This window comes from Denitraticella aggregata, assembly GCF_048158365.1.
In the GTDB taxonomy this organism is placed as follows: domain Bacteria; phylum Pseudomonadota; class Gammaproteobacteria; order Burkholderiales; family Rhodocyclaceae; genus Azoarcus_F.
This window is the reverse complement of record NZ_JBLLNL010000001.1, coordinates 340,006-361,557: the sequence shown is the minus strand read 5'-3', so window position 1 is coordinate 361,557 and position 21,552 is coordinate 340,006. Positions and strand designations below refer to the sequence as shown.

Here is a 21,552-nt window from a genome sequence, read left to right as displayed (position 1 = left end):
CCTATACTCGGCGCCATCCTGCCGGTCAGCCTGCGCCTGAGATCACGCGAAGGCATAGCCGGCACTTTGACGCCATGGCGATCGCGGGCGTTGATCAGCTGCGATCCAGAGCCGGAAACCCTGCTTGAAACTGCCTTCGCCCCGCACATCGATCCGCATCCGCCTGCTGCTCGCGAGCACGACCGTTCAGGTGGTCCTGCTGTCGCTGCTGCTGTTCAACAGCATCCGCCTGATGAACGAGGCGACCGACGCGACCTTGCAGACCATGGTCAGCCAGAACGCCACGATGCTTCATGCCCTGGCCACCGCATACGGTGAGCAGGGACGCCTCGATGTGATGCAGGACGTGCTGGACGAGTTGCTGTCCGACGCGGGCGAAGGCCTGGTCTATGTGCGCATCGGGCATGCCGACCAGGACGTCCTGCTCAGCGCAGGCCTCCCGCAGATGCAGTCCCTGCCCGATGCAACGAGCCAGTTCAGCCGCCCGACGACCGGTTTCGGGCAACATCTGATCCACGTGCGCGCGCCACTGCTGCTCGAGCGCAACGAAGTCGGATATCTGCAGTTCGGCGTATCCGCATCGGTGCTCGCCCTCGCACAACAGGCCATCCTGAAGCAGGGCGCGGCCATCGCAGTGGTCGAGATACTGCTGACCGTGCTGCTTTTGTCGGTGATCGGCTATCTGCTCACCCGCAATCTGGGACGTCTGCTCGACGGCAGCCTCGCCATTGCCGAGGGGCGTCTGACCCACCGCATTCCCGAAGACGGCAACGACGAACTGGCGCACCTTGCCCGTCGCTTCAACATCATGTCGGATCGCCTGCAGGACAGGATCACCGAGCTGGAGCAGACGGCCGAACGCCTGCACGTCAGCGAGGCCCGCTATGCGCTCGCGATGCGCGGCGCCAATGACGGCCTGTGGGACTGGGATATCGAGGCCGGGACGGTGTATGTCTCGCCACGCTTTCATGACATCCTCGGTTCTGCCTCGGACAGCGAAGTCATTCACGTGCAGGCATTCACCGAGCATCTGAGTCCGGAGGACGTGCATGACTATCGCGACAGGATGGTCGCGCATCTGAAGGGGCGTACCGCCCAGTTCGAATACGAATGCCGCATCGCGCGCGGAGCGGAGGAACATTACTGGGTGCTGCTGCGCGGTGTCGCGCTGCGCGATGCGGCTGGTCGCGCCTACCGCATGGCCGGTTCGATCAGTGACATCCACGAGCGCAAACTGGCTGAACAGCAACTGATGCATGATGCCTTGCACGACCCGCTCACCGATCTGCCCAACCGCGCACTGTTCCTGGAGCACCTGAACAACGCGCTCCGTCGTCAGCACCGCAGCGAGATCCTCCGCTTCGCCGTGCTGACGATCAACCTGGAACGCTTTCATCTCGTCAATGACAGCTTTGGCCATGCTGCCGGGGATGCGGTGCTGCGCACGGTCGCATCGCGCATCAGCCAGATGATCCGCGAGGGCGACGTCGCCGCCAGGGTCGGCGGCGACCAGTTCGCCATCCTGCTCAATGGATTGGTGTCCGGTGCCGAGGGCCTGAGCATCGCGGAGCGTCTGCGTGACGCCGTCGGGCAGCCGATCATGATCTCCGACGGCAGTCACCTGTTCTATCCGAAGGCAAGGGTCGGCCTGGCGCAAAGCGACGAGAACGTCCGCGACGCGGAGGCATTGCTGCGCGACGCGGACAACGCGCTCCATCAGGCCAAGCAGGCCGGTGACTCGGGGGTGGCGGTATTTCATGTCTCGATGCACAGCCGTGCGGTACAGGCGCTCGAACTCGAGGCGGACCTGCGCGCGGCCGTCCGACAGCGGGCGCTCACGACCTTCTTCCAGCCGATCGTCTCGCTGCATACGGGCAGGATCACGAGCCTGGAGGCACTGGTCCGATGGCCTCATCCGGAGCGGGGCCTGCTTGCGCCGGGCGCGTTCATCACGCTGGCCGAGCGGCTCGGTCTGGTGCATGAACTCTGCCTGCAGGTGCTCGATCAGTCCTGCGCTGCGCTGCGCGACTGGCAGTCGCGCCTCGGTGGCGCACAGATGCCGACCATCAGCATCAACCTGTCGGTGGTCCAGTTGTCCGATCCGGCTCTGGCCGACGCGTTGATCGCAAGGGTCGCACGCAACGGCATCGCGCCCCGCTTGCTGCGCTTCGAGGTGACCGAGAGCATTCTCGCGGATCAGGACGGTGCCGCCCCCGAGACGCTGAGACAGTTACGCGATGCCGGATTTCGGGTGTTGATCGACGATTTCGGCACCGGCTTCTCGGCGCTCAGTTACCTGCACACGATACCGTGCGACCTGATCAAGTTCGACGGCACTTTCGTTCGACGGATCGATTCCGACGACCGCCTGCGCGCGATCGTCAGACGCAGCATCGAGCTCGCCCACGATCTCGGCATGGGCGTGGTGGCGGAATGGATCGAGACGGAATCACAGGCAGAGGTCTTGCGCGCGCTGGGTTGCGACTATGGTCAGGGCTATCTGTATGGCAGACCCCTGCCCCGGGCCGAGATCGAGGAAAAACTGTTCGACAATCATTCATCCGGGGAGGCACCGGTCTGATGCATCGAATCGGGCAATCATTCCTGATCGGCCTGGCACTCGCTGTGGCGAGCCCGGCCTCGCTGGGCAGCGACCGGCTCGTCATGTCGGGCTTCGGCACCCTGGGGGCCGTGCATGTGGATCAGCGCGACCTTTTCTTCAATCATCCGGCCAAGCCGCGCGACGGCGCCGATCGGCCGGACTGGGGTGCCGACTCGGTGCTCGGCGTGCAGGGCTCGTTCGCCCTTGCGGACAGGACCGGCGCCACGATGCAGATCCTGTCGTCCGACAGTCACGACCGTAACTATCGGCCGCGGGTGAGTTGGGCCTTTCTGCATCACGACCTCAACCCGAACCTGACCGTTCGCGCCGGGCGCCTGCGAACGCCCTTCTTCATGCATTCCGAAAGTCTGAACATCGGCTTCGCGCACCCGTGGGTCCGCCCGCCAGTGGAGGTGTATGGACTCAACCCCTTCAACGACATGGACGGCGTCGACCTGTTGTTCACCCGACGCCTGGGTGGGGTCGACATCGAGGTCCAGCCCTACGTCGGCTACGAGTCGACGCTGGAGTTCCCGGACGGTGACGCATCGCTGCGCCGTATCCAGGGCATCAACCTGAACATGAGTCACGGCCGGCTGAGCGGGCAACTCGGTTATGGCCGCGCGCGGCTCAAGATCCGTTACGGAGACCCGTTGTTCGATCTGATCGGCGCTCTTTCTCCCGACACCCAGGCGCAACTGGCGGGCAGCGATGCCCGGGCCTCGTTCACATCGCTCGGCGTACGCTGGGACGACGGGGATCTGCTGGTGATCGCCGAGTTCGCGCGACGCAGCGTCGATCGATACGTGGCATCGGCCAATGGCTGGCATCTGACGACCGCATACCGCGTCGGTCCGCTCACCCCCTTCGTCACATTCGCGCGCCAGAGACAATCCAAAGGGGCGATTTCTCGGGTCAGCGCCAATCCGATGCTGGGTGCGGTTGTGGATGCCTATCTGGAATCCCGCAACCAGTCGCAGCGCAGCGTCACGCTCGGCGCACGCTGGGACATTCATCCGCAGACCGCGCTGAAGGCGGAGTGGAGCCGGGTGGAGGTGGACAAGGCATCCTGGGGCGCCTTCTTCCCGAACGACCTGACCAGCGCCAGTCCGGCCGGCCGGACCGTGAAGATGTTCAGCCTGTCCATGGACTTCGTGTTCTGAGGCCGACATGAGCGCCAGACGCCTCGTTTGCGCGATCCTGTTGGGTATTGGCCTGGGTTTTGGCGATGCGGCGCACGCATCGGGCGACATCGTGCTGGTTGCCGGCCGCGACGGCGTGATCTCGGACATCGGTCGCGACGAAGCCGAGCAGCTTTATCTCGGACGACTCAATGCGCTGCGGGACGGTACGCAGGTGCGATTGCACGACCTCCCCCCCGGTCCGATACGCGACCGCTTCTACCGCCTCATGATCGGAAAGAACGCGGTCCAGACCCGCGCCTACTGGTCCAGGCTGGTATTCACCGGCCGGGCGCGTCCGCCCCGCGAAGTCTCCGGTCCCGAGGATCTGCGCGCCGTACTGGCCGCCGATCCGAATGCGATCGGCTACCTGCCCGAGACCGACGTTACCGAGGAAGTCCGGGTGCTGCTCAGTGTAGACTGAGCACCGAGCGCCATCGAACCGGGCACACACCCCGGAATTCGGTCGGCATCGTTTTCGAGATGCATGGACGGTATGAGCATGAACCCGAGCGAAGCGTTCGGCCTGGCACACCTGTGGGCCCAGTCGGACATCATCATCAAGCTGGTTGCATTCGTGCTGGTCGTGATGTCGGTCGCGAGCTGGTATCTGATCCTGGTGCGCGGCGTGCGCCAGGTGCGCGCCCGCAATCGAGACGGCGCGGTCGAGGCCTTCTGGAATGCGCCGACCCTCGTCGAGGGGCTCGTCAGCCTGTCCAGCCGCGCACCGGATTCACCCTTCGACGCGCTGGCACGCCAGGCGGTGGCGGCCACCGAACATCTGCGGCGCCACGGCCATGCCGACACGCTCGGAGGCAAGCTCGATGCCGACGAGTTCATCACCCGCGCCATGCGCAAGTCGATCGCGCTGTCCACCGCGCAGCTCGAATCCGGCCTCACGGTGCTGGCATCGATCGGCTCGACCGCCCCCTTCGTGGGTCTGTTTGGCACCGTCTGGGGGATCTACGGCGCGCTGATCGGCATCTCGGCGTCGGGCAGCGCGACGCTGGATGCGGTCGCCGGACCGGTCGGCGAGGCGCTGATCATGACCGCCTTCGGGCTGTTCGTCGCGATCCCGGCGGTGCTGGCATTCAATGCCTTCACGCGTGCCAACCGGCTCGAACTGTCAGAACTCGACGCGTTCGCGCACGATCTGCACGCCTGGTTCACCACCGGCACCCGTCTGGCCAGCGCTCCGGCACCGGGCGTGGCGCACACGGACGCCGCGCACGGACGAAGTGTCGCCGGCCCGGACCCGTCGGCATCGGGAGCCGTGTGATGGCCTTCGGAAGCTTCAGCCAGGAGGGCCGCTCGACGCCGATGAGCGAGATCAACATGGTGCCCTTGATCGACGTGATGCTGGTGCTGCTGATCGTGTTCATGATCACCGCACCACTGCTGACCCACTCGATCAAGATCGACCTGCCGAGCGCGGCCAGCGAGACCAGCAACGAGAAACCGGAGACCATCAGCCTGGCGGTGGATGAATCCGGGCTGCTGTACTGGAATAACGAACCGATCGCGGACGACGTGCTCGCCGCGCGACTTCGCGAGGCTGCAGCCGCAACGGAGCAACCTGAACTGCACCTGCGCGCCGACCGCAACACCCGCTACCAGCGGCTTGCCGAAATCATGGCAGAGGCCCGTCTCGCGGGTATCCAGAAGCTGGGCTTCGTCACCACGCCGGATTGACCGCGCGCTCACCCGGGACCGACCATGGGGACAGACGTCCCGATGGTCGGTCCCGAAAGCGCCGCTTCCCTGTCGGGCTGAACTCCGCTACAGGCATCGCATCCAATCAGCACGTCACCAGCGTTGCGACGGATTTCCGCCCCAGGCTTTCTGCATGCTCATCTCGCAACCGATCGCACCCACGGACGCGTGCAATACGATACAAAGCCTGGCGCCGAAAACCGTATGCTGTAACAGTCCCAGCTGATCTCATTGACCGGAACCCGATGCCCCCTCCCTCATCCATCCGTCCCGCAGTCATACGCAGCCGCTGGCCGCGCATCTTGATGCTCACCGCTGCCGTCACCGCCGCAGGCGGCGGTGCGTGGTACTTCTGGGACGCGAACCGGCGTGAGAGCGACGAGCTCTCCGCACAACAGTTCGTCAGCGTGACCCGTGGCGATATCGAGGACGTGGTCACCGCAACCGGCACGTTGCAACCGCGCGACCATGTGGACGTCGGCGCCCAGGTCTCGGGCGTGCTGACCCGCATCCATGTGGAGGTCGGTTCCGAGGTCGGCGAGGGCGACCTGCTCGTCGAGATCGACCCGACCGTGCTGCAGAGCCGCGTGGACGCGACCCATGCGCAACTTCGCAATCAGCGGGCGCAGCTGACCGATCGGGAGTCCAGCCTGCAGCTTGCGCAGATCCAGTTGCGGCGCCAGCGCAACCTGATCGCCGAGGATGCCACTACCGAAGAAGCCGTGCAGACCGCCGAAGCGACGCTGCGCTCGGCCCTCGCCCAGATCGAGGCGCTGAAGGCGCAGATCGACCAGACCGAATCCAACCTGCGCGCGGACGAAGCCAATCTGGCCTATTCCCGCATCTTTGCGCCGATGTCCGGCACGGTGGTGTCGATCACCGCGAGGCAGGGTCAGACGATCAATGCCAGCCAGCAGGCACCGACCATACTCCGGGTGGCCGACCTGTCGACGATGACGGTGCAGGCACAGGTCTCGGAAGCCGATGTCACGCGACTGACGAATGGCATGGACGTTTATTTCACCACGCTGGGAAATACTGGCCAGCGCTGGTCGAGCGTCTTGCACAAGATCGAACCGACGCCGACCATCACCAACAACGTGGTGCTGTACAACGCACTTTTCGATGTACCCAATCCGGATCGACGTCTGATGACGCAGATGACGGCGCAGGTCTTCTTCGTGGTCGCCCGCGCCGAGGACACCCTGACGGTGCCGATGGCCGCGCTGTCGGGTCTGGCACCCGTCCGGGCTGGAGGCGGATCCGACGTGGGTGCCCAGCACAGCGGTGGCCCGCCGGGCAACGGCGTCGCGCTTGCGGCGGGCGCTGCCGAAGCCGGCCGGGGAGGAGCCGGCCCCACCGACCAGCAGACGGACGCCCACCGGGATCTTGCGAGCGCGCGCCAGGCAAGCGTCAGCGTGCTGCGCACAGATGGTCGCATCGAGGAACGCAGCGTGCTGATCGGCGTGACGAGCCGCATCGCGGCACAGGTGCTGTCAGGGCTCGCCGAAGGTGACCGGGTCCTGCTCGGCCGACGCCTACCGGCTGGCGCGGGACGGGCCGCTGCCGGATCGGGGACGCGGCCGGTGCTTCGATGAAGCTCGAAACCGACATCGCCCGCCTGGCCGGCGGGGTCGCCGACGTTCCGCTGATCGAGATGCGCGGGGTCACGCGACGCTTTCGCAGTGGCGACATCGAAGTCGAGGTGCTGCACGGCATCGACCTGACGATTCACGCCGGGGAGTTCGTCGCGATCGTCGGCAGTTCCGGTTCCGGCAAGTCGACGCTGATGAACATCCTCGGCTGCCTGGACCGTCCGACCGGTGGCACCTACCGCTTCATGGGGGCGGACGTCTCCACCCTTTCCCGGGACGAACTGGCGCGTCTGCGGCGCGAGGAGTTCGGTTTCGTGTTCCAGAGCTACAACCTGATCGGCGCTGCGACCGCGACCGAGAACGTCGAGGTGCCGGCGATCTACGCGGGCGTGCCGCCGCACGAGCGCCATGAACGTGCGCGTGCATTGCTGTCCGAACTGGGACTGGAAGACAGGCTTGACCACCGGCCCAGCCAGTTGTCCGGCGGCCAGCAGCAGCGTGTGTCGATCGCGCGCGCGCTGATGAATGGCGGCCGCGTAATCCTGGCCGACGAACCCACTGGCGCGCTCGACAGCAAGAGCGGTGCGGACGTGATGCGCCTGCTCGGCGAACTCTCGGCCCGCGGTCACACCCTGATCCTGATCACCCATGAGCGGGAAGTGGCGGCACATGCCGAACGCATCATCGAGATCCACGATGGCAACATCGTCAACGATCCATCCGCGATGCCAAGCTCCCGCCGGAAGTCCCGCCCCGACCCGGTCCCAGACCACACCCGGTCCGCGATGCCGGCGGATGGTTCGGCATTCAGGCCGGTGTCGTCGCTGGTCGAACTGGTGGAGGCGACCCGCACCGCGCTGCGCGCCATGCGTGCGAACTTCTTCCGCACCGTGCTCACACTGCTCGGCATCGTCATCGGCGTCGCGTCGGTGATCGCGATGCTGGCGATCGGCGACGGCGCCAAGCAGGCGGTCGTCGACCGGGTCAGCGCGATGGGCTCCAACCTGCTGACGGTGCGCCCGGGCGCCCCCAACATGCGCGGACGCGACACGCCCGCCACACTCGTCCTGGAGGACGTACGGGCGATCGCCGAGTTGCCCAACGCGCTCGCGGCCGTGCCGGAGCAAAGCAGCACGGTGACGGTGCGCTTCGGCAATGCCGACCATCGCACGTCGGCCAACGCGACCACGGCCGACTTCATCGTCGCGCGCACCTGGCCGGTCGTGCGCGGCGCCTTCTTCAGCCATGAGGACGAAATACGCTACGCCACCGTCGCGGTGCTGGGGCAGACCGTGGCGAATGCGCTTTTCCCCGGGGCAGACCCGATCGGCGAATACGTGCTGATCAACAACATCCTGTTCCAGGTGGTCGGCGTCATGGCACCGATGGGCGCGACCGGCTGGGGTCAGGATCGGGACGACGTGATCTTCGTGCCCTATTCCACCGGCAGTCTGCGGCTGTTCGGCCAGCGCCACCTGCGCAACGCGACGATCGCGGTCGAGGACATGTCGCGCATCGACGAAACGCAGGCCGACGTCCACGCCCTGCTGCTCGCGCGTCACGGCGTGGAAGACTTCCAGATCCGCAACATGGCCTCGGTCATCGAGAGCGTGTCGGCCACGCAGAACACGATGACGATCCTGCTCGGGTCGATCGCCGCGATCTCCTTGCTCGTCGGCGGCATCGGCGTGATGAACATCATGCTGGTGTCGGTCACCGAGCGCACCCGCGAGATCGGCATCCGCATGGCGACCGGGGCGCGCACGAAGAACATCCTGCAGCAGTTCCTGATCGAGGCCCTGGCGGTTTCGGCGCTCGGAGGAGCCATCGGCGTCGCGGCCGGACTCGGGGTCGCCGCGCTTATCGAGCGCCTCGGCACGCCCATACAGTATTCGGTGTTCCCGGTCGCGCTCGCCTTCGGCTGTGCGTTCGCGACCGGACTGATCTTCGGTTTCCTGCCCGCGCGCAAGGCGGCGCTGCTCGACCCGGTCGCAGCGCTGGCATCCGAATGAGGCAGCCGATGCCCCGATTGCCCCGACCGACCAGCCTGCTTGCAAGCACCGCTGCTGCACTGCTGGTCGCCGGCTGCGCGATCACGGAACCCGTGTCGCGCGTGGATCTCGCACTGGCGGAGGAATGGACCGAAACCTCGACCCCGACCGCCGAAGCGCCGGATCTTGAATGGTGGCGCCACTTCGAATCGACGCGCCTGGACGCGTTGATCGCGGATGCCGTCGCTGGCAACCCGGACCTCGCGATCGCGGCGGAACGCCTGATCCAGGCCGAACTTCAGTTACGCAGCGCCGGCACGTCGCTGCTGCCGGGGGCCAGTCTCGGCGGCAACACGGGTTGGCGACGGGTGGATCCCGGCTCCGGCGCATCCGCGCTCGAGGTCGAGTCGACCACGCTGTCGCTGGCGATCAGCTACGAGATCGACCTGTGGGGGCGGCTCGCCGCCGGCGTCGACAGCGCCCGGGCGGGGGTGCAGGCCTCGCAGTACGAACTCGAAGCCGCGCGCCTGAGCCTGCAGGCCTCGGTCGCCGCGACATGGTTCCAGGCGATCGCGGCCGCCGAGCGACTCGCAATCGCGCACGAAAGCGTCGCGACCGCGGAGCGGATCCTCGACATCGTCCAGGCGCGCTACCGCAACGGCGCCGCGTCGGCGCTCGACGTGAGCCAGCAGCGCCGCACGGTGCTGTCGGTGCGCGCCACGCTGCAGCCGCTGGAACTGCAGGTTCGACAGGGCTTGTCGGCGCTCGCGCTGCTGACCGGCACGCCCCCGCAGGGTTTTGCGCCGGAGTTGGAGGTTCTCGACGCGCTGGGTGTGCCGGAGGTCGCGCCCGGCCTGCCGTCCGACCTGCTGACGCGGCGCCCCGACCTCGCCGCTGCCGAGAGCCGGCTGCTCGCGGCCGACGCCAACGTCGCCGCAGCGCGGGCCGCGTTGCTGCCCAGCCTGTCCTTGTCCAGCACCGGCGGGCTTGCCAGTACCGCGCTGCTGTCCCTGGCGGATCCTTCGAACACCGTCGCGATCACCGCGTCGCTCGCTCAGACCATCTTCGACGGCGGCCGCCTGCGCGATCAGGTCGAGACCGCACGCTCACGCCAGCGCGAACTGCTGGAGGCCTATAGGCGCATCATTCTGGTCGCGCTGAAGGAGGTCGAGGACGCGCTCGGCAACGTGGAGCGCAACCGCCTGCAGGAAGCCTCCCAGCGCGAGATCGTGGCCGAGTCGCAACGTGCGCTGAGGCTGGCGGAACTGCGCTACCGGGAAGGCGCCAGCGATCTGTTGTCTACCCTCGACGCGCAGCGCACATTGTTTGTGGCGCGCGATCAGCTCGTGCAGCTGCGCCTGGCGCGCCTCGGTTCCGCGGTCGACCTGTACAAGGCGCTCGGGGGTAGCTGGCAGCGAACAGGCTGAGCGGGCGGTCACCAGCCCAACCCCTTGCGCAACACCAACAGGACCCCCATGCCGAGAATGAACGGCAGCCACGGATTGCGCGAGCGCAGGCTGATCGCAATCACCACCAGGCCCGCGAGCAGTTTCGGATTCGCCGGATCCAGCACCCCGTCGTCCAGCAGCAGATCCGGTGCGATCAGGCCTGCAAGCGCGGCGGCCGGCGCGTAGCGCAGCACCCGCTGCGCGACCGGCGGCAGCCTCGCCCGCTCGCCCGGAATGATGAAACTGCCGCGGGTCAGCATCGTCGTGCTGCCGATCAGCGCCAGAGTGATCCACAGCCACATTCCCTCGCTCATGCGCTTTTCCTCCGCACCAGCCAGTGCTCGGCGGCAAACCCGGCCAGGATGCCGATGAGAATGCCGGCGATCAGCCCCAGCTTGAGCGGCATGCCGCGCAACAGCACCGCAGCGAGCCCGCCGGCGATCGCGGCCACCAGCATCGGCCGGGTCGCGGTCATCGGGATCAGCATGACCATCAGCGCGATCGTCGCCATGAACTCGAGCGACCAGTCGCGCGGGAGCACGCCAGCGCCCAGTACACCGACCAGCGAGAACACCTGCCACAAGACCCAGCACCACACCGAAGGCACGATGTAGCAGCCCCACCGCCAGCTCGCGTCGGTCGCCTTCAGCAGGCGCTCCGACAGCACCGCGAAGGTCCCATCTACCAGCAGATAGCTCGACAGCACCCGCCGCGGCCATCGCTCACCGGCGAAGGCCGGGGCCAGCGCGGCACTGAAGATGATGAAGCGCAGGTTGAGCACCAGCGCGGTCAGCACGATCAGCCAGACCGGCGCTCCGCCCGCGATCAGCGGCAGCGTGCCGATCTGCGCAGTGCCGGCGAACACGATCACGTTCATGCCCATCGCTTCCAGCGGCGACAGGCCGATCGAGCGCATCGCGACCCCGGTCACGATCGCCCACGGCACCAGGCCGACCGACAGCGGCAGGAAAGCGCGAAAGCCTTCCCGGCCGCCTTGAAGGAAGTTGGAGTTCATTCGTATGTAGTCGTCGCAACGGTGACGACGATCATATCAGCGATGCCCTCGCGCGCACGGCACGCGTCGAGCGACGCGCCAAGCTCAGGACCGTCCCAACGCGAGCGTCGCCAATCCGATGGTGATGATCAGTGCGCCACCCAGCCGCCGGCGCCAGCCCGCATGTTCATGAAAGACCACGATGGAGGACACCGTGGCCAACACGATACCAGCGTTGGTGTAACTCACCGCCTCAGCTGCGGTCATTTCGCGCATCGCGTGGATCACCAGCGCATAGGCCAGACCGATGCACAATCCGCCCACCAGCATCGCCGTCGCACCGGGTCGCTCTGCCGGTATCCAGCGGCCGGATCGCCTGTAGGCCGTCCAGGCCAGAAAGGCCCAGGACGCCGTGTAACCCACGGACAGAAAACCGATCAGGCCGAGGAACGACGGAATCTGCGCGGTCGCCGCCTTGTCGCTCAGCGAATACACGCTGGTCGCGAGCATCGCCAGCAGCGCCGAGGGCAGCGCCCGACGGTCGTCGCCACCGCGCGCGCTCGACGCCATGATCCACAGCCCCGCGACGCTGACCGCAATGCCGGCCCAGGCCAACGGCGGCAGATGCTGGCCGAAGAAGACGCTGCCCCATACCGCGATCAGCAGCGGCGAGCTACGCACCAGGGGATAGACGAGCGCCACCGGCGCATACTCGTAGGCCCGCGCGAGTCCAGCGAAATAGACCATGTTGGCGGTCGCCGACAGTGCGAGCAAACCCACCAGGCGCGGCGACCACTCGGCATGCTGGACCAGGGCCCACACCCCGAACGGTGCGACCAGCACCAGATGCACCGCCAGCACCCACCACAGCGGATTCGACGCCCGGGGCTGCTGACGGGCGATCAGATTCCACGTGACGTGCATCAGTACCGATACGGCAAGCGCCCAGCCTGCGCTCACGAAGACGTACCGGCGATTTCCACCTTCAGCCCATCCCGGGCGAGCGCGATTCCGGCGGGCATTTCCGGCGCATGACGCATGTGCCACGCGTCCAGCGAATGCCCGACATGGGTCAGCCAGGTGCGCCGCGCACCGACTTCGGCGGCAATCCGACAGGCCGTATGCCAGTCGTTGTGGTTTCGCGGCTCGGGACGGGGCGGGAAGCTGCAGTCCAGCGCGAGATCGAAGCCCTCCCATTCGCGCAGGAAGTCGCTGCTGCGTGGCGGCAAGCCGAGCGTATCGGTGAGGTAGGCGAATCGCGCGCCGCCCGGTCCCTCGATCGCATAGCCCAGCGTGGGCCTGGAATGGATCAGCGGCAAGGGCGTAAAGCGCAGCACGCCAATCTCGAACGGTTCGAACTTGCGCGCCGTGTCGAAGGCCAGCAGACCGGGATGCTTGTAGAGGTCGGCGCACCCTTCGGAGTCGGGCGGTCCGAACACCGGAATCCGCTCACCCACGCCCCAGCGCAGATGAAACAGGCCCTGGACATGATCCACATGGTAATGGGTCAGCACCACTGCCGACAGCGCGCCCGCAGGAAAACGCTCATGCAGATCCATACGCCCGGCGTCGATCATCACCCGGGTGTCGCCCGCCTCGATCAGCGCGCTGCACGGTGCGCGCTGGAAGCCTGGGTCACGCTGTGCTCGAAAGCAGGCTTCACAACAGCAACCATAAAGCGGCACGCCGCCGGCCGCGCCAGTGCCCAGAAAAGTCACACGCATGCGCTCACACCCTCTCGCGCGCGGATCAGGCGGACCAGGGCCTCGCCCGCCTGCTCCACCGATCCGTCGTTATGGATCACCACCCCGGGCCAGGCACGCTCGCGCATCGCCTCATGCCGCGCCAGCCTCGCCTCGATCTCGTCAGGCGTCTCGCGTCCGCGCGCCAGCAGGCGATCACGCAACACCCCGGTCGAGACGGCTATCGTCACCGGCTCGAGTTCCGGGTAGCGGCGTGCGGCATCGAGCAGGTAGTCGCGGGACCCGTTCACGACCACGGTCAGACCTCTGGCGAGCCACTGGTTGATCTCGACGCCGATGCCGTAGTGCAGGCCGTGACTGCCCCAGTGCAACGCGAACAGGCCACTGTCCCGACGCGCGGCGAACTCGGCGGGGCTCAGCGCCATGTGGTTCTCGCCCCCGGCGTTGGCCGGCCGGGTGATATAGCGGTGCGCGAAACACACGCCCGCCTCGCCCGCCAGACGATCCCGCGCATAGGTAATCAACGTGTCCTTGCCGCTACCCGACGCGCCGACGACGTAGATCAGTCTTCCTTCGCTCATGGTCGGCCCTCAGACGTGATCGAAGTGCAGCCCCAGCGACGGCACGCCGGCCGACCACACCCGCTCGGCCTGGGGCAGGCCCCCGAGTGTCCTGACCGCGACCAGGTCGGCGCGTTTGCCGACCGCGATCTCGCCGCGGTCGCGAAGACCCGCCGCGCGCGCCGGGTTGGCAGTGACCAAGGCGATCGCGTCGTTGAGCGGAATGCCGGCCAGATCCGGCAGTCTCATCACCGACGGCAACAGTGCCGCCGGCGAATAGTCACCGCACAGACAGTCGACCACCCCGGCCAGCACCGCGTCGAGCGCACGCATGTTGCCCGACTGCGACTTGCCGCGCAAGATGTTGGGGGCGCCGAACAGCGTCGCCAGGCCCCGCGCACGGGCCGCCTGGGCGGTCTCCAGATTGACCGGAAACTCCGACACCACCGCGCCCAGCGCCTTGACGATATCCACCTTTTGCGGACTGTCGTCGTCATGGCTGGCGATGGCGATGCCGCGCTCATTCGCAAGCGCCGCCAGTTGCCGCATGCGCTGCATCGCCCCCTGGGCCGCCTCGGCCTTGCGCGCGAGGATGTCGTCGATCTCGGCCGAGTCGGTCTTGTAGGTTTTCGCCAGATAGGCCCGATACGCCTCGACGTCGCGGAACTGCCCCTGACCCGGGCTGTGGTCCATGAAGGACATCAGGTGGGCGTGACCGTCGTGTAACAGCGTCGAGAGCACCGGCGGCGCAGTTTCATCGGTGACCTCGTAGCGTACATGCACCCGGTTGTCGATCAGCGCATGCGCCTGCCAGTCGCCAATCGCGCGCGCGATCTCGGCGGCGAAGGCGTTGTTGCGCACCCCCAGCTCGTGGTTGGCGAAAGACAGGGCGTGGAAAACGGTGGTGATGCCGGCAGCGGCGTTGCGCTTGTCGGCCTGGGCGCAGGCGAACTCGAGCGGAAAATGCACCCCGGGGCGCGGCTCCACCTCCTTCTCCATCGCATCGCAGTGCAGGTCGATCATGCCCGGCATCAGCACCCGGCCGGAAAGGTCGATCTCGGTGGCGCCGGCAGTGCTTTCCGGATCGATCGCTGCGATCCGCCCGCCTTCGATCAGCACCGCCACGTCGTCGCGAACCTCGTCGGGGAATACCACGCGGGCATGGGTCAGTAACACGGCTTTCATCAGTGACACGCCTCCAGCAAAGCGTCGCTCGCGAGCGGTGGCGAAAGCGTCACGACGCGTTCGGCCAGTCGCTCGACCAGATCGGGGTGATGGAAAATCGCCAGCATCGCGACACCTTCGGCCTTGATCGACTGCAACAGCTCGACGACGCGGTCGGTGGTGTTCAGATCCAGGCTGGCGGTGGGCTCGTCGAGCAACAGCAGACGCGGACGCGCGATCAGGCCACGGGCGAGGTTGACCCGCTGCTTCTCGCCACCGGAGAAGGTCGCCGGTGGCACACTCCACAGGCGTTCGGGTACGTTCAGACGCGCGAGCATGTCACGTGCGCGGGCCTGCGCCAGATCGGGGCTGACGCCGCGCACCACCAGCGGTTCGGCGACCACCTCGGTCGCCGACTTGCGCGGCAGGCAGTGCAAAAACTGGGTAACGAAGCCGATATCGCGGCGACGCAGTTCTAGAATCCGGTGCTCGCTGGCCTGGGCCAGATCAGTGACCGCCCCGTGCTCGTCGCGGTAGAGCATGCGACCCGCGGTGGGCAGGTAGGTGCGGAACACCGCCTTGAGCACCGACGACTTGCCGGCACCGGTAGGGCCGACCAGCGCGGTGAGCTGGCCGGCGTAGACCTCGAGCACCACATTGGCGCAGGAGGGGATGAGCTTTTGCTGGTCGTGAAGCTGGAACTGCTTGACCAGCCCTTCGACCTTGAGAATGGGCGCTTGCATGGCGACTCCTTAAAGGGCGGAGGCCACCAGCCGCTGGGTATAAGCGTGCTGGGGGTCTTCGAGAATCTGATCGGTCAGCCCGGCCTCGATGACGCGGCCGTACTTCATCACGATGGTGCGTCCGGCCAGCAGCCGGATCACGCCCAGGTCGTGGGTGACGACGATCATCGCGGTGCCGAGCTCCCGCTGGATCTCCAGGATCAGGTCGAGGATGCGTGCCTGCACCGACAGATCCAGTCCGGTGGTCACCTCGTCCAGATACAGCAGCGGCGGCTGGGTGGCGAGCGCCTTGGCGATCTGAACCCGCTGCTGCATGCCGCCGGAGAACTTCTTCGGCGACTCGTCCATGCGGTCGGCCAGCACCTCGGTGCGCGCCAGCAGACGCCGGGCGCGCTCGCGGATTTCGCCGTAGTGGGTGAGATCGTTCATCAGCAGGCGCTCGGCGATGTTGCCGCCGGCCGATACGTTGAAGTTCAGCCCCAGGTGCGGGTTCTGATACACCATGCCGAAGCGCTGGTTACGCAGCCAGCGCTGCTGCGCGGCGTTAAGCGCGAACATGTCCCATTGCCGTTCGCCATCGAAGAAGATGGCCTCGCCGGCGGTCGGTGTCTCGTCGAAGTACAAGGTCTTGACCACCGTGGACTTGCCGCTGCCGGACTCGCCCATGATTCCGAGTATCTCGCCTTCGAACAGATCGAAGCTGATGTCGTGGTTGGCCACCACGGTGCCGCATTGCGGGCAGATGTTGGTGTCCATATCCGGACCGGTCAGCTCGACGCAGGCCGAACAGCCGGGCCCGTAGAAGTTGGACAGCGCACGCACTTCCAGGATCTTCTTCATGGCGCGACCTCCTCGCCGGCGGCTTCATGTTCGGCCACCCGTGAATTGCAGTAATCGGAATCCGAGCATTGCCAATGGCGCTCGCCCGCGTCGTCGATGAACTCGTCGAGAAAGCTGTCGTCGGCGCCGCAGCGCTCGCAACAACGGCGCCCGCCGCTCGCGTCGCGGAAATCCTCGGTACGGAACGGCACGTCGTCGAATACCAGCGGCTCGGCGCGGGTGTAGGGCGGCACCGCGTAGATCTTTTTCTCGCGCCCGGCGCCGAGCAGCACCAGCGCGGCACTGTCGGCCAGGCGCGGCACGTCGTAACGCGGGATCGGGCTCGGGTCGATGACGAAGTGACCTGCGACGCGCGTCGGGTAGCGGTGCGAGATCGTAATCTCGTCGAACTGCACGATATCCTCGTAGAGCTTGGTCAGCAGGCGCGAGTAATCACCCTCGCCGTGCATGGCCTTGCGCCGGGCTTCGGACGGCTCGACCACGACCAGCGGATCGGGGTATGGCACCTGCAGGATCAACACCTGCTGCTCGGTCAGCGGCACCTCGGGGATGCGGTGGCGCGACTGGATCAGCGTCGCCTCAGCGGTGTGCTCGGTGGTGTCCACGCCGGGACAGGTCAGCTCGACGAAGTGGCGCAGATTAACCGCGTTGACCGAGTCGTCTGCGCCCTGGTCGATGACCTTGAGCGTATCGTCCGCACCGATCAGCGACAGCGTGAGCTGTAGCCCCCCGGTGCCAAAGCCTCGGCCCATCGGCATTTCGCGCGAGGCGTAGGGCGTCTGGTAGCCAGGGATGCAGATCGCCTTGAGGATGGTGCGGCGCACCTCGCGCTTGGCGTATTCGTCCAGAAAACCGAAGCTGTAGGCCGCCTCGTCGAGCGGCAGGTCATAGCCGGGATTCATGCCTCACCTCGTTCGGTGGATTGACGGACAGCCGCCTTGTCCTGCGTGGTGCGCAGCCGGTCCATGTCCGACTGGAAGGTCACGTAGTGCGGCATCTTGTAGTGGCTGGCGAAGCCCATCGAGTCGACCCCGTCGATATGCAGCAGCACGAACTCCGGGTCTTCCGACGGATTGGTGGGTCCGTCGCGCATGCCTTTCTGCAGCGCGCGGTCGAGAATCGCCATCGAGATCGCCTTGACCTCGTTGTGGCCGAAGCAGGCGCCGTAGCCGAGTGTGAAGGTGGGCGGGGCATCGCTGTCGCTGCCCTCGTACATCGCGACCACCTCGCATTCGGTCATCAGCACCTCGCCGGCTTCGATCGGCTCGCCGGTCACCGGGTGCGGCACCGTCACCGGCAGATAGCCGACGCGCAACTCGGCCACGGTGGGGTGCACGTCGCCGTAGCCACGCATGTTGGAATACGCGATCGACAGCAGCGAGCCGGTCTCGGCACGGGCCATGGTCGCCAGCGCGGCCGAACGTGGCACCGGAAACACCAGCGGGTCGCGGGTGATGTCGAACGGCGCCAGCGCACGCCGCGCCAACGGTGGCAACAAGCCCTCTGCGCGCAGCGCGTCGACCACCTTGGGGAAAGTATCCGGCAGCTCGCAGTCGGCGACATCGTCCATAAAGCGCCGCGACACTGCGCGGAAATCCTCGCTCGACTCGCGCGCCAGATCGAGCCGCATCAGGCGCAACGCATAGTCGGTGGTCGGGCCGAGCATCTGGCCACCGGGGATATCCTTGAATGCGCTCGAGATGCGGCGGATCACGCGCATGCGCGCGGTGTCCTGCACCGGCAGTTGCTGCAGGCGCGGTTTGGTGGAGCGGTAGGCCCGCAACGCGAATGCCGCCTCGAGCGTGTCGCCCTGCATCTGCTTGATCGCCAGCGCCGCGAGCCGGGGGTGGTACAGCCCACCTTCGGATATCACGCGCGAGGTCAGCAGGCGCAACTGGTTTTCGATCGCGTCCAGCGCCAGCGGCGTGCCCTGCGCGCCTTCGGCGCAGCGCAAGGCCTCAAGCGCGGCCTCGGCACCGGCGATGGCCTTGCCACCGCCCTTGATGGCAACGTAACCCATCAGTTGGTCTCCTTGAATATGATGCGCGTCGTGCGCGGCAGCGCTACGATGCGGTGCCCGGCGAGCAGGATCAGGTCCACGCCCATCGGAAACTGGCAGTTCCACTCGGCACGCTGCTGCCACCAGGCGGGATCGACACCGGCCACCCGCAGCGTGTGCGTGGCGCGGACACCGGGGCCATCCAGGGTGAGCTTCGCACCATCGTCGAAATCCGCGACCTGCAGGATGACGGTGGCGCCCTGCTCGGGGCATTCCAGGGTGCCGAGGCGAGGCGTATCGTCCAGCGGGGCGTCGCCGCGCGCGAGCACGAATTGCGCCTGCTCGACGGTCGCGCCGCGGGCGCCGAGGCGACGCCAGTCGTCGGCGCTCAACGCCGCCATGGCATCGGCCAGCGTGCATGCGCCATCTACCAGTGTCGCCAGCAGCAACATGCGCGCTGGGTCACCCGCTTCGGTCAATTCGCACACCCGGCCCGGATAGGAGAAGGCTTCCATCAGGGTGCGGAAGGCTTTTTGCTGGCGCGACGGATGCCAAGCTTCGAGCGTGGCTGTATCGGCAGTCGCCATGTTGATCTCCTCATTCATCTTCGTCGTCCTCGACCGCGCCGAGCAGCGCGAAATCCACCCGCGTCGCAGCGAGAATCGCCTTGCGCATCCTGTCCTGCTCGGTCAGCGCGGACCGCCCTTGCTCGAGCAGCGCGTCAGCCGCCTCGCAACCTGGCCAACGCGCAGCACACACGGCATCCAGCACCGCCAGCGCACGCGCCAGACGGGCGCGGTCGTCGATCAGCACCGCGGCACCTTCGGCGGTGGCACCGTCTTCGGCGCGCAACCGCACATGGGCACGGGCAAGCGGCACTTCACCGACAAAGTAGGTGTCGCCCAGCGCGCTGTCATTCACCGGCAACAGGCCGAGACCGGACTCGGCCAACGCCAGATCCTCGGCCGCGTAGTGCTGCGCCAGCGGCCTGGCAACCTGCTGTATCGCAGCTGCCGGCAGGGCCGACCACAGGCGCAACCACTGGCCGCGCGCAGCGGGTGCGGCGGTCATTTCATCGAAACGTGTCATGTCCGTGACTCCTTAAATCAGCTTGCCGCGGATGCGGGCCTGGACCTGGTCGAGCACGAACACGAACAGGAAGATCGCAATCAGGATCGTCATCACATGGTCGTACTGGAACAGGTCGAAGCGGCCCTTGAGTTCCTGGCCGATACCGCCCGCGCCGACCAGACCGACGACGGTCGCCATGCGCAGGTTACGGTCCAGGATATAGGCGGTATAGGCGATGTATTGCGGCACCACCTGCGGCAGCACGCCATACCACAGGGTCTTGATCTTGCCGGCGCCGATGGCTTCCAGTGCCTCCTGCGGCTTCTTGTCGGCGTTCTCGATGTCTTCGGCGTAGAACTTGCCGAGAAAGCCGGCGGCATGCAGACCGAGCGCGAGCACCCCGGCAATCGGGCCGAAACCGTAGGCCAGCACCAGGAACAACGCAACGATGAGCTCGGGCATCGAGCGCAGCGCACTGACGAAGCCACGCGCGGCGTTGTAGGTAAAGCGGTTGGGGCTGTAGTTGCGTGCCGCGAAATACGCCAGTGGAATCGACAGCAGCACCGACAGGATCGTGCCCCAGAGCGCGATCTCCAGCGTCTCGATCATCTTCACGAATACGGTCCAGACATAGCCGAGCGGTCGGATCAACACCTCGACTTCGTCGACATGAGCCTCCAGTTGCAAGGTCTCGGTGTTGAGCCGCTGCTCGACGCGTTCGATCGTCTCGATGCGTTCGAGCAGGCCGAGGCGCTCACGGTCGAGCCCGGGCAGGCGGTTCACCTCCTCGACCTCGGCGATGGCCGGCGGCCACATCGCATTGCCGACACGGGTCAGGCCGCGCACCACCTGCGAGTCATCCACCACGCCGATGAGGTTGCCCACGGCAGCAGCCGTCATGCCCACCATGCGATCCATCTCGGTGCGTTGACCGGTGAACATCAAAAGCGCGAAAACCATCAGCACAACCAGCGCATGACGCCAGTTGTAAGGCGCGTCCAGATGCCAGCGAAGCTGTGCCCCCTGCGGCGGCAAAGGTATGGGTCGGTTCGTCATCATGTCCATATCCTCAGGCCGCGCTCAGCTCGACCATGCCTGCCGGCGGCAGCGCGCAGGCTTCATCATCGTCCGCGGCAGGGGCATCTTCCCAATGCGCGCCGTGATAGAGCGCCTCGACGCGCTCGTCAGAAAACTCCGCCGGCGTGCCGTCGAACACCACCTTGCCGTCGCGCATGCCGACGATACGATCGCCAAACTCGCGCGCCAGATCCACCTGGTGCAGGCTGCACAACACTGTGGCACCCCGTTCGCGAGCGGCATCACGAATCAGCGTCAGGATGTCGGCGGAGATCTTCGGGTCCAGGCTCGCGACCGGCTCGTCGGCGAGCACCACTTCGGGGTCGAGCATGAAGGCACGGGCGATGCCCACGCGCTGCTGCTGCCCCCCGGACAGATCGCCAGCACGTCGCGTCAGATGCATCGGCAACAAGCCGACGCGCTCGAGCAGCTGGCACGCCTTGACACGCTGTTCGGCACGGAACCAGCCCGACAGTGCCCGTACGGTTGACACCGTCGGCAGCAGACCGGCCAACACATTGCCGGCCACGCTCATGCGGTTGGTGAGGTTGAAGTGCTGGTGGATCATCGCCACGCGCTGGCGCAGTTCGCGCTGAGTGCGGGGATTGAGCTCGATGTCGTCAATCATCACGCGGCCAGCGGTCGGCCGCGTGAGGCCATTGACCGCGCGCAGCAGCGTCGATTTGCCGGCTCCGGACGGGCCGAGGATCACGCAGAACTGACCTTGCGGCACCTCGAGGCTGATTTCGTCCATGGCCACGGTACCGTCGGGCCACACCTTGCGCAGGGATTCGAAGCGAATCATGTCGCGTTCTCCTTGTTACGTGGGCAAGACACGACCGTGCCACGCGGCGCGGCGTGTCGTTTTGCA

The 21,552-nt window shown here is 66.5% G+C and carries 22 protein-coding genes; 8 read left to right on the top strand and 14 right to left on the bottom strand.

The annotated features are described in order from the left end of the window. Positions 1-124 precede the first annotated feature (124 nt). The 8 genes from ACKVEX_RS01720 to ACKVEX_RS01685 all read left to right on the top strand — a co-directional run bounded on the left by ACKVEX_RS01720 (position 125) and on the right by ACKVEX_RS01685 (position 10,509). Positions 125-2,581, top strand: a complete 2,457-nt coding sequence (locus tag ACKVEX_RS01720; RefSeq protein WP_473213951.1) for a putative bifunctional diguanylate cyclase/phosphodiesterase — start codon at positions 125-127, stop codon at positions 2,579-2,581. Further along, positions 2,581-3,765 (top strand): porin, encoded by a 1,185-nt coding sequence (locus tag ACKVEX_RS01715; RefSeq protein ID WP_473213950.1) that lies wholly within the window; start codon positions 2,581-2,583, stop codon positions 3,763-3,765. Before ACKVEX_RS01720 ends, ACKVEX_RS01715 begins: the two co-directional genes overlap by 1 nt. Positions 3,766-3,772: 7 nt before the next feature. Continuing rightward, on the top strand, positions 3,773-4,207 hold the full coding sequence (locus ACKVEX_RS01710; protein ID WP_473213949.1) for a hypothetical protein: 435 nt from the start codon (positions 3,773-3,775) through the stop codon (positions 4,205-4,207). 78 nt (positions 4,208-4,285) lie between these two features. Then, the gene (locus ACKVEX_RS01705) at positions 4,286-5,062 is read left to right on the top strand and encodes a MotA/TolQ/ExbB proton channel family protein (RefSeq protein WP_473213948.1); all 777 of its coding nucleotides are present in this window, start codon (positions 4,286-4,288) and stop codon (positions 5,060-5,062) included. Further along, positions 5,062-5,475 carry an ExbD/TolR family protein gene (locus ACKVEX_RS01700; protein WP_473213947.1) on the top strand — a complete coding sequence of 138 codons (414 nt, stop codon included), beginning with the start codon at positions 5,062-5,064 and terminating at the stop codon, positions 5,473-5,475. Before ACKVEX_RS01705 ends, ACKVEX_RS01700 begins: the two co-directional genes overlap by 1 nt. A 326-nt stretch (positions 5,476-5,801) precedes the next feature. Beyond that, positions 5,802-7,094, top strand: a complete 1,293-nt coding sequence (locus ACKVEX_RS01695; protein WP_473213946.1) for an efflux RND transporter periplasmic adaptor subunit — start codon at positions 5,802-5,804, stop codon at positions 7,092-7,094. Next, the gene (locus ACKVEX_RS01690) at positions 7,091-9,103 is read left to right on the top strand and encodes a MacB family efflux pump subunit (protein ID WP_473213945.1); all 2,013 of its coding nucleotides are present in this window, start codon (positions 7,091-7,093) and stop codon (positions 9,101-9,103) included. The genes ACKVEX_RS01695 and ACKVEX_RS01690 overlap by 4 nt, the downstream gene beginning before the upstream one ends. Before the next feature lie 8 nt (positions 9,104-9,111). Further along, the gene (locus ACKVEX_RS01685) at positions 9,112-10,509 is read left to right on the top strand and encodes an efflux transporter outer membrane subunit (protein WP_473213944.1); all 1,398 of its coding nucleotides are present in this window, start codon (positions 9,112-9,114) and stop codon (positions 10,507-10,509) included. 8 nt (positions 10,510-10,517) lie between these two features. Here ACKVEX_RS01685 and ACKVEX_RS01680 read toward each other — a convergent pair whose 3' ends face one another. The 14 genes from ACKVEX_RS01680 to phnC form a co-directional block, all read right to left on the bottom strand. Continuing rightward, a complete protein-coding gene (locus ACKVEX_RS01680) occupies positions 10,518-10,844 on the bottom strand; it encodes an AzlD domain-containing protein (RefSeq protein WP_473213943.1) in 327 nt (108 codons plus the stop codon). Further along, the gene (locus ACKVEX_RS01675; protein WP_473213942.1) at positions 10,841-11,545 is read right to left on the bottom strand and encodes an AzlC family ABC transporter permease; all 705 of its coding nucleotides are present in this window, start codon (positions 11,543-11,545) and stop codon (positions 10,841-10,843) included. The genes ACKVEX_RS01680 and ACKVEX_RS01675 overlap by 4 nt, the downstream gene beginning before the upstream one ends. 84 nt (positions 11,546-11,629) lie before the next feature. After that, the gene (locus tag ACKVEX_RS01670) at positions 11,630-12,484 is read right to left on the bottom strand and encodes an EamA family transporter (RefSeq protein WP_473213941.1); all 855 of its coding nucleotides are present in this window, start codon (positions 12,482-12,484) and stop codon (positions 11,630-11,632) included. Next, the gene (phnP, locus tag ACKVEX_RS01665; RefSeq protein WP_473213940.1) at positions 12,481-13,248 is read right to left on the bottom strand and encodes a phosphonate metabolism protein PhnP; all 768 of its coding nucleotides are present in this window, start codon (positions 13,246-13,248) and stop codon (positions 12,481-12,483) included. Before phnP ends, ACKVEX_RS01670 begins: the two co-directional genes overlap by 4 nt. Continuing rightward, positions 13,239-13,808 carry a phosphonate metabolism protein/1,5-bisphosphokinase (PRPP-forming) PhnN gene (phnN, locus tag ACKVEX_RS01660; RefSeq protein WP_473213939.1) on the bottom strand — a complete coding sequence of 190 codons (570 nt, stop codon included), beginning with the start codon at positions 13,806-13,808 and terminating at the stop codon, positions 13,239-13,241. The genes phnP and phnN overlap by 10 nt, the downstream gene beginning before the upstream one ends. Positions 13,809-13,817: 9 nt before the next feature. Further along, positions 13,818-14,972, bottom strand: coding sequence for an alpha-D-ribose 1-methylphosphonate 5-triphosphate diphosphatase (locus tag ACKVEX_RS01655; protein ID WP_473213938.1), 1,155 nt, complete (start codon positions 14,970-14,972; stop codon positions 13,818-13,820). Continuing rightward, on the bottom strand, positions 14,972-15,694 hold the full coding sequence (gene phnL / locus ACKVEX_RS01650) for a phosphonate C-P lyase system protein PhnL (RefSeq protein ID WP_473213937.1): 723 nt from the start codon (positions 15,692-15,694) through the stop codon (positions 14,972-14,974). Before phnL ends, ACKVEX_RS01655 begins: the two co-directional genes overlap by 1 nt. A 9-nt stretch (positions 15,695-15,703) precedes the next feature. Beyond that, a complete protein-coding gene (locus ACKVEX_RS01645) occupies positions 15,704-16,534 on the bottom strand; it encodes an ATP-binding cassette domain-containing protein (protein ID WP_473213936.1) in 831 nt (276 codons plus the stop codon). Further along, entirely contained in the window at positions 16,531-17,436 is a 906-nt protein-coding gene (locus ACKVEX_RS01640) for an alpha-D-ribose 1-methylphosphonate 5-phosphate C-P-lyase PhnJ (RefSeq protein WP_473213935.1), read from the bottom strand. Before ACKVEX_RS01640 ends, ACKVEX_RS01645 begins: the two co-directional genes overlap by 4 nt. Beyond that, entirely contained in the window at positions 17,433-18,554 is a 1,122-nt protein-coding gene (locus tag ACKVEX_RS01635; RefSeq protein WP_473213934.1) for a carbon-phosphorus lyase complex subunit, read from the bottom strand. Before ACKVEX_RS01635 ends, ACKVEX_RS01640 begins: the two co-directional genes overlap by 4 nt. Beyond that, positions 18,554-19,120 carry a phosphonate C-P lyase system protein PhnH gene (gene phnH, locus ACKVEX_RS01630; RefSeq protein ID WP_473213933.1) on the bottom strand — a complete coding sequence of 189 codons (567 nt, stop codon included), beginning with the start codon at positions 19,118-19,120 and terminating at the stop codon, positions 18,554-18,556. The genes ACKVEX_RS01635 and phnH overlap by 1 nt, the downstream gene beginning before the upstream one ends. Positions 19,121-19,130: 10 nt before the next feature. Beyond that, positions 19,131-19,622: a phosphonate C-P lyase system protein PhnG gene (gene phnG / locus ACKVEX_RS01625; RefSeq protein WP_473213932.1), complete on the bottom strand. Its 492-nt coding sequence runs from the start codon at positions 19,620-19,622 to the stop codon at positions 19,131-19,133. 12 nt (positions 19,623-19,634) lie between these two features. Continuing rightward, positions 19,635-20,663 carry a phosphonate ABC transporter, permease protein PhnE gene (gene phnE / locus ACKVEX_RS01620; RefSeq protein WP_473213931.1) on the bottom strand — a complete coding sequence of 343 codons (1,029 nt, stop codon included), beginning with the start codon at positions 20,661-20,663 and terminating at the stop codon, positions 19,635-19,637. 10 nt (positions 20,664-20,673) lie between these two features. Further along, a complete protein-coding gene (gene phnC, locus ACKVEX_RS01615; RefSeq protein ID WP_473213930.1) occupies positions 20,674-21,486 on the bottom strand; it encodes a phosphonate ABC transporter ATP-binding protein in 813 nt (270 codons plus the stop codon). Between the last annotated feature and the right edge of the window lie 66 nt (positions 21,487-21,552).